This is a genomic window from Sphaerospermopsis kisseleviana CS-549 (assembly GCF_028329225.1).
Taxonomy (GTDB): domain Bacteria; phylum Cyanobacteriota; class Cyanobacteriia; order Cyanobacteriales; family Nostocaceae; genus Sphaerospermopsis; species Sphaerospermopsis kisseleviana.
Genome location: NZ_JAQMTI010000002.1, coordinates 1 through 7,409, shown reverse-complemented (window position 1 = coordinate 7,409; position 7,409 = coordinate 1). Strand labels below are relative to the sequence as shown.

The following is a 7,409-nucleotide window of genomic DNA, read 5'->3' as shown; positions in this document are numbered from 1 at the left end:
TATTAGACATTAGACATGAGACTTTTGTCATTAGTTATTAGTTATTAGTTATTAGTTATTAGTTATTAGTTATTAGTCATTAGTTATTAGTCATTAGTTATTTTTACCCAATCACCAATCCCCAGTCACCAGTCACCAGTCACCAGTCCCCAGTCACCAGTCACCTAAAAATATGAAACGCCGTAACCGCATTATTTGGCTAGGTGCGATCGCTCTAGCAGCCATAATTTTACTTAGCATAACAGTTGCTCCTAGCAGTAAAATCAATAGTGGTTCTAGTTATAATCGCGCACCTGAAGGTTATGGTGCTTGGTATGCTTTTATGCAATCTCAAGGCACAAATATCCAACGTTGGCAAAAGCCTTTTAGTGATATTGAAACCGAAACAAACCCTGTAACTTTGCTCCAGGTGAACAGCACTCTCAGAAACCCAATGTTTTATTCACAACAAATTGAATGGGTAAAAAAAGGTAATGCCTTAGTGATTTTAGGTGTAAAACAACCACCAACAGCAGCAGAATTTAGCAGCAATCAAAAATCAGCTTTTGGGGATGTCAAAATCGACACTAGCAGAAGATATCAAAAATCTCAGTCAGAACAAGAGTTAGAACAAGAGTTAGAACAAGTTTTGTTAGGCGATCGCTATGGTGCTGTAGTCTGGGAAGAGAAATATGGTAAAGGCAAAGTCATTTTCGCTACCACTCCCCATTTAGCCGCCAATGCTTATCAAGAAGAAGCAAATTTCGTATATTTAGCAGATTTAGTTACCAAAGGTAACCAGAAAATACTTATAGACGAATATATCCACGGATACAAAGATCCTGATATCAGAGAGAAAGAAGGAAGAGGCGATTTATTGGGTTACTTGGCGAAAACTCCTTTATTTCCAGCATTGGTACAGGTGGTGGTATTGTTATTAGTGCTAATTTGGTCTGAAAATCGCCGCTTTGGTAAACCCGTCACTTTAGATACACCAGTTATAGATAACAGTCAGGCTTACATACAAGCATTAGCAGGAATTTTACAAAAAGCAGAATCTAGCGATTTTGTACTGGAAATGGTCGGAAAAGAAGAACAACTGCAACTACAAAAAGTATTAGGATTAGGTCAAATACTAGTAGAAAATGAAGTTTTACTCAAAGTTTGGCAAGATCAAACAGGTAAAAATGCAGCAGAACTAGATGCAGTCTTAAAACTACAAGTAAAAAAACACCGAATCAGTGAACAAGACCTGATAAGCTGGTTAGGGAAATGGCAAAGCCTACGGAAAAATCACAATTCAAAATCTAACATCTAAAAATTAATCTTTAACTCAAGATTTGATAATCTACTGATCTATCAAATATTCTGACTCCTGACTCCTGACTCCTGAATTATTAGCAAGTTGCTAGTTATAACCGTGATGGAAACATAGACAAAAAATTAATTCTGACTCCTGACTCCTGACTCCTGACTCCTATTTCTTGATTAGCAACTTACGTTATCCATAAAAATATGAGTGCAACACATCCTGTATTAATTCGCCTTGGACAAGGGCTAAACCAAATAATTGTAGGACAATCCAACCTAGTTAAGCAATCGCTAATAGCATTGTTAGCAGGTGGACACATAATTTTAGAAGGTGTTCCCGGAACTGGCAAAACACTCCTAGTCAAAGTGTTAGCGCAGTTAATTCAAGCAGATTTCCGACGGATTCAACTTACACCAGATGTTTTACCATCGGATATTACAGGAACAAATATTTTCGACTTAAATAGTCGCAACTTCGTACTCAAAAAAGGTCCTGTTTTTACAGAAGTTTTACTCGCTGACGAAATTAACCGCACTCCCCCCAAAACACAAGCTGCACTGCTGGAAGCAATGGAAGAAATGCAAGTCACCTTAGATGGTGAAAGCTTACCATTACCAGATTTATTTTGGGTGATTGCGACGCAAAACCCCCTGGAATTTGAAGGTACTTATCCCTTACCAGAAGCACAGTTAGATCGGTTTTTATTCAAGCTAGTTGTAGATTATCCAGATCAAGCAGCAGAAAAGCAAATGTTACTAAATCGACAAGCGGGTTTTGCAGCTAGACGCTTGGATATTGCCAAGTTAAAACCAATCACTACAGTAGCTGATATTTTAGAGGCTAGGCAAGCCGTTAAACAAGTTAAGGTATCTGAAGCTATAGTTGATTATCTCTTGGAATTGGTGAAAAAAACTCGTCAATATCCTGATTTAGCTTTAGGTGCATCTCCTCGCGCTGCTGGTGCTTGGTTACAAACATCTCAAGCATCTGCTTGGTTAGCGGGTAGAGATTTTGTCACACCTGATGATATCAAAGCTGTTGCTTCCCCACTGTTGCGTCATCGTTTACTTTTGAAACCAGAAGCAATGCTAGATGGTTTACAAATAGATGCGGTAATAGCTGCGGTAATTAATCAAGTTCCAGTTCCCAGATAATCAGCAATTTGCTGTTTTTATCGGGAGCATCCCAATTTTGAAAAGATAACCGCAGCAACACGAAAACATCTCTTAAACTCTCTTACCTTTGTGTCCTTTGCACGCCAGTTGCTACAAGTCGGCAGAGCTGCCCAACGCACTGGCTCGTCTTTGCGGTTCAATCATATCAGGACCCTGGATCATTTTTCCGTTAGATAAAAATAAATTTACACATTGGGGATGCTACCGTTTTTATTTGCCATCTGCTATCCAATTTGGTTTATCTGGAAATCAGGAAATGGAAAGTGTAAGTCAAGATTTATCTTTTTGGGATGAACACTCTTTGAATTATCAAAGGTTTTATAATATTATTTGTTTGGTTTATGGTAAAAACCCCAAAGAGTATGATGTTTTGGTAGAAAATATAGGTATCCCACCAGAAAGACAAACTACTTGCCGAATAGATTATAATAAAAAACTGAAGGCTTGGCGAACTATACTCAATCCTCATTTAAGAGAAGGTATGAATTTATTATAATCAGAGTTGGAAGAATTTAGGAGTCATACCAATTCTTGATAAAGATGCGCTAAATTCAAGAATGAACTAACCGCAAAGGACACAAAGGACACAAAGAAAGAAGGAAATAAGAGATGAAGAATTTAGGCGCAGCCTCATAAAGAAATTGGATCAGAAGTCACTTAACTGTTAACAGTTAACAGTTAACAATAAAGCATGAATAATGATAACTAATAACTATTCACTCTTTTCTGTCACCTGTCACCTGTCACCTGTGAACTATATGATTCCATCTAAAAAAGTTTATTTTTTATTAGGTTTAGCAATTGCTGTATCACCCATTTTATCCATGATTGTGGGTATTTACCAAAGCATCACTTTAACTTTGTTATTTGATGCTGTGGTTTTAGGATTGATGGTTATTGATAGTTTAAAAGTGAGAAAATCTCGCGTTAAAATTAGTCGGGAATTACCCTCACGTTTATCTATTGGCCGTGATAATCCAGTAGTGTTAAAGGTAGAATCAGGAAATACAAATAGTATTATTCAAATTCGTGATTACTATCCGACAGAGTTTACTGTTTCTACATCGACTCTCAGCGTTAATCTTTCTGCAAATAACACCCAAGAGATAACTTACACTGTACAACCAAATCAAAGAGGAGATTTTCCTTGGGGAAATATTCAAGTACGACAGTTGGGAAATTGGGGGTTAGGGTGGGATGATTGGCAAATTCCCCAAAATACACGGGTGAAAGTGTATCCTGATTTAATGGGGTTGCGATCGCTCTCGATTCGTCTGACATTACAATCATCTGGTTCTATCCGCAAAGTTCGTCAAATGGGTATAGGAACAGAATTTGCAGAACTGCGGAACTATCGCAGCGGTGATGATTTGCGGTTTGTCGATTGGAAAGCTACCGCTAGACGTAGTTATGGTAACACAGGTCCATTAGTCAGAGTTTTAGAACCAGAACAGGAACAAACTGTACTGATTTTACTAGATCGTGGGCGATTGATGACCGCCAGAGTCCAGGGTTTACAGCGATTTGACTGGGGTTTAAATACCACATTATCCTTAGCATTGGCGGGTTTACATCGGGGCGATCGCGTTGGTGTAGCTGTATTTGATCGTCAAGTACACACCTGGATACCCCCAGAACGGGGACAACATCACCTTAATCAACTAATTGATCGACTTACTCCCATTGAACCAGTATTATTAGAATCTGATTATTTAGGCGCTGTCACTCATGTAGTTCAACAGCAAACCCGCAGGGCGCTAGTAGTGGTAATTACTGACTTAGTTGATATTACGGCTTCTTCAGAACTTCTCACTGCACTCTGCAAATTAGCACCCCGTTATTTACCTTTTTGTGTCACCCTCCGCGATCCCCAAGTTGACAACATAGCACACAATTTTACTGACGATATCACAACAGCTTATACTCGTGCAGTATCTCTAGATTTATTAGCACAAAGACAAGTTGCTTTTGCCCAATTAAAACAAAAAGGTGTTTTGGTTCTGGATGCACCAGCAAATCAAATTTCTGATCAATTAGTTGAAAGTTATCTAAAACTTAAAGCCAGAAATCAGCTTTAGCAGGAGTCAGGAGGAAGAATTACCCTTACTGCTAAAATATCTTCCTCTTCATTCCTTTTTAATTTTTAATTTTTAATTTTTTATCCCTTAACCAATTGATTTTTACGATTACAATACAGCACTAAAAATATAAACAATCCCATTCCTGCTAAATATTTAATCGGGTCTGGAACAATAGGATTAGGTGAGAAAAAACCTTCAATAATTCCAGCTATAATTAACATCGGCACAATTCCAAATACCAATTGTGCAGCTAGAGAACTATAATATTTAATTGCATCTCGACGGCGATATTTACCAGGAAATATAATTGCTTTGGCTATTAAAAGTCCCGCCCCACCTGCAAAAAAGATAGCGGGTAATTCTATTGAACCGTGAGGAAACACAAACGCCCAAAATGGATAAGCGAGATTATTTTGAGCAACTAAAGTACCAACTGCACCAATTAATAAACCGTTAAATATCATGATATAAATTGTGTATAATCCGGCAGTAATTCCTCCAGCGACAGCAACAAAAGACACGGAAATATTATTAATCATAATATTGCTGGATGCCAAAGGTTCAATACCGACAATAGAACCCATCCATAACTCACCTTTATCTCGGACCTGGGAAATTATATGATTTGGTACTATCAGCGACATAAAACTGGGATCTTGCCAAGCATACCACCAAGCTACTAAACCACCTAAGATAAATAAAGCTGTGGCGGTAGCTATGTATGGAAATGTTTGCTGCACTACAGCCGGAAATCCAAAACGGTAAAATTCTAACGCTGCTTGCCATTCTTGTTTGCGTGAACCCTGATAAATTTGAGTATAGGCGCGAGTTGTGAGGGATTGTAAACTTTGAATTAAAGTATTACCTACTTCCTGGGTACGAGCGCGGGCTAAATCTGCCGCTACAGAACGATATAAACTGGCTAACTCTCTAATTTCCCCAGATTTGAGAGATTTTAACTTTTTTTGTTCTACTTTCCGCAATAGAGAATCAAGACGTTGCCAATTTTCTTCCCGTCTGCCGATCCAACGTTTAATATTCATAAAATTTCCGGGTACTGAGTTTAATTTAGCTTAATATGGCCTCAAAATTGCCAACTGTAATTTTCAGGAATATTTACTACTATGTCTGACAACTTGGGTTTTTCCAGTAATGCTGAACCATTAAGTATTGGTAATGTGGTTAGTGCCGGTGTACGTTTGTATCGTTCTCACCTCAAAAAGTATCTTCAACTAGCCTTGATAGCTCATTTGTGGGTTTTAGTTCCTATCTATGGCTGGGCAAAATATGCAGCCATTTCTGGACTAATCTCGCGTTTAGCCTTTGGCGAACTCACTAACCAACCAGAACCTCTTCCAGATGCCAGGGATCGTGTTGAGCCTCTTTTATGGTCATTTTGGGGAATTTACTTCCGAGTAAGTTTATATCTGTTGTTAGTTTATCTTGGACTAGCAATTGCAGGTGGTATAGTGATTGGTTTGTTCGCAGGGGTATTAAGTGTCATCTTAGGTACTGAAGGAGCTATAATTACAACCGCTTTAGTCGCTGTTTTGATGGTAATTATTATCGTGGCAGGACTAACTTGGTTTTACGCTCGTTGGGTGATAGCTGAAGTACCATTAGCAGTTGAGGAAAATATTAATGGTGCGGAGAGTGTGAATAGAAGTTGGGAGTTAACCAAAGCTTCAGCTTTTCGTATTCAAGGGGTGGTGATAGTTGCTGGTATTGTCACACTACCAATTGTATTTTTATTTAATTATTTACCTAGTTTATTCTTACTGGCACTAGAACCAGGTTCGCTCATTTACGGACTAGTGTATTTTATTTCTATGCTGATCAGTTTGCTAGGAGGAATGTTTGTAATGCCATTCTGGCAATCAATTAAAGCTGTAATTTACTATGACCTAAGAAGTCGGCGTGAGGGTTTAGGTTTGGAGTTACGTGACCGAGAAATTTAAATCAAAATTGAAAAATAATTTCCAATCATGCACCTTTTCAACAGAATCAAATTCAGCACCCCGGAAAGCGTTGAGTTAGAATTTACCTTAGCTGGTATAGGAAGTCGAGCTTGGGCGTTAATTATTGACTATCAGATTTTGGCTTTAAGTTTAGCTCTGTTTATCGCAGTCTGGGCATTTATTTCTAATCAATTATATGATATTGGTTCAGAGATTTTTGGTCCTGGTTTTGGTTTATGGATGACTGCGATCGCTTTCCTGATTTTTTTCTTTATTTACACAGGTTATTTTGTTTTTTTTGAAACTCTCTGGCAAGGACAAACCCCTGGTAAACGCATTGCAAAAATTCGTGTGGTGCGAGATGATGGCAGACCTTTGGGTTTACAACAAGCTTCTCTCCGGGCTTTACTGCGTCCTATTGATGAGACTTTGTTTATTGGCGCTTTTTTAATTATGTCTATTAAAAGTGAAAAGCGCCTTGGTGATTTAGTCGCAGGAACGATAGTAATTCAAACCCAACAAGTTAATAAATCTGCCAATCTTACTATTTCAGATGAGGCAAAATCTTTTTATATCAGTTTGCAAAAAATCTCGGATTTATCTCAATTATTGCCTGATGATTTTGCCATTATTCGTGAATATTTACAACGCCGCAATGGAATGTCTAAAAAAGCTCGGTCATCTCTATCACTAAAATTATCTGAGCAGGTAAAATCTATTATAAATTTAATAATTTTACCTGCTGATATTTCCTCTGATGTCTTTTTAGAAGCTGTTTATTTAGCCTATCAACAACCAGAGTTTTAAGCAGCAGGCAGCAGGCAGGATAAAGAAGAAAGAAACATATTTATTCCCAGTCCCCAGTCCCCAGTCACCAGTCCCCACTCACCAGTCACCAGTCCCC

The 7,409-nt window shown here is 38.2% G+C and carries 7 protein-coding genes; 6 read left to right on the top strand and 1 reads right to left on the bottom strand.

Annotated features, from left to right (window positions below; genetic code table 11):
• The first annotated feature begins 172 nt into the window (after window positions 1-172).
• The 4 genes from PN497_RS00135 to PN497_RS00120 all read left to right on the top strand — a co-directional run bounded on the left by PN497_RS00135 (window position 173) and on the right by PN497_RS00120 (window position 4,544).
• On the top strand, window positions 173-1,297 hold the full coding sequence (locus PN497_RS00135; RefSeq protein WP_096572062.1) for a DUF4350 domain-containing protein: 1,125 nt from the start codon (window positions 173-175) through the stop codon (window positions 1,295-1,297).
• 197 nt (window positions 1,298-1,494) lie between these two features.
• On the top strand, window positions 1,495-2,445 hold the full coding sequence (locus tag PN497_RS00130) for an AAA family ATPase (protein WP_096572063.1): 951 nt from the start codon (window positions 1,495-1,497) through the stop codon (window positions 2,443-2,445).
• Between the two features lie 88 nt (window positions 2,446-2,533).
• Window positions 2,534-2,962, top strand: a complete 429-nt coding sequence (locus PN497_RS00125; protein ID WP_334310589.1) for a DUF4344 domain-containing metallopeptidase — start codon at window positions 2,534-2,536, stop codon at window positions 2,960-2,962.
• Window positions 2,963-3,224: 262 nt separating this feature from the next.
• Complete coding sequence (locus PN497_RS00120) at window positions 3,225-4,544, top strand: DUF58 domain-containing protein (protein WP_096572064.1); 1,320 nt, start codon at window positions 3,225-3,227, stop codon at window positions 4,542-4,544.
• Between the two features lie 80 nt (window positions 4,545-4,624).
• On the opposite strand, the gene PN497_RS00115 is transcribed toward PN497_RS00120, so the two are convergent.
• Window positions 4,625-5,590 (bottom strand): stage II sporulation protein M, encoded by a 966-nt coding sequence (locus tag PN497_RS00115; RefSeq protein WP_096572065.1) that lies wholly within the window; start codon window positions 5,588-5,590, stop codon window positions 4,625-4,627.
• A gap of 81 nt (window positions 5,591-5,671) precedes the next feature.
• On the opposite strand from PN497_RS00115, the gene PN497_RS00110 reads away from it, so the two are divergent.
• Both PN497_RS00110 and PN497_RS00105 read left to right on the top strand, forming a co-directional pair.
• Window positions 5,672-6,505: a hypothetical protein gene (locus tag PN497_RS00110; protein ID WP_096572066.1), complete on the top strand. Its 834-nt coding sequence runs from the start codon at window positions 5,672-5,674 to the stop codon at window positions 6,503-6,505.
• Between the two features lie 27 nt (window positions 6,506-6,532).
• The gene (locus PN497_RS00105; protein ID WP_096572067.1) at window positions 6,533-7,312 is read left to right on the top strand and encodes an RDD family protein; all 780 of its coding nucleotides are present in this window, start codon (window positions 6,533-6,535) and stop codon (window positions 7,310-7,312) included.
• The last annotated feature ends 97 nt before the right edge of the window (window positions 7,313-7,409 follow it).

Excerpts from the sequence above, each read along its gene's own strand:
- PN497_RS00135 (WP_096572062.1), top strand. The coding sequence starts at position 173 with ATGAAACGCCGTAACCGCATTATTTGGCTAGGTGCGATCGCTCTAGCA.
- PN497_RS00130 (WP_096572063.1), top strand. The coding sequence starts at position 1,495 with ATGAGTGCAACACATCCTGTATTAATTCGCCTTGGACAAGGGCTAAAC.
- PN497_RS00120 (WP_096572064.1), top strand. The coding sequence starts at position 3,225 with ATGATTCCATCTAAAAAAGTTTATTTTTTATTAGGTTTAGCAATTGCT.
- PN497_RS00115 (WP_096572065.1), bottom strand. The coding sequence starts at position 5,590 with ATGAATATTAAACGTTGGATCGGCAGACGGGAAGAAAATTGGCAACGT.
- PN497_RS00110 (WP_096572066.1), top strand. The coding sequence starts at position 5,672 with ATGTCTGACAACTTGGGTTTTTCCAGTAATGCTGAACCATTAAGTATT.
- PN497_RS00105 (WP_096572067.1), top strand. The coding sequence starts at position 6,533 with ATGCACCTTTTCAACAGAATCAAATTCAGCACCCCGGAAAGCGTTGAG.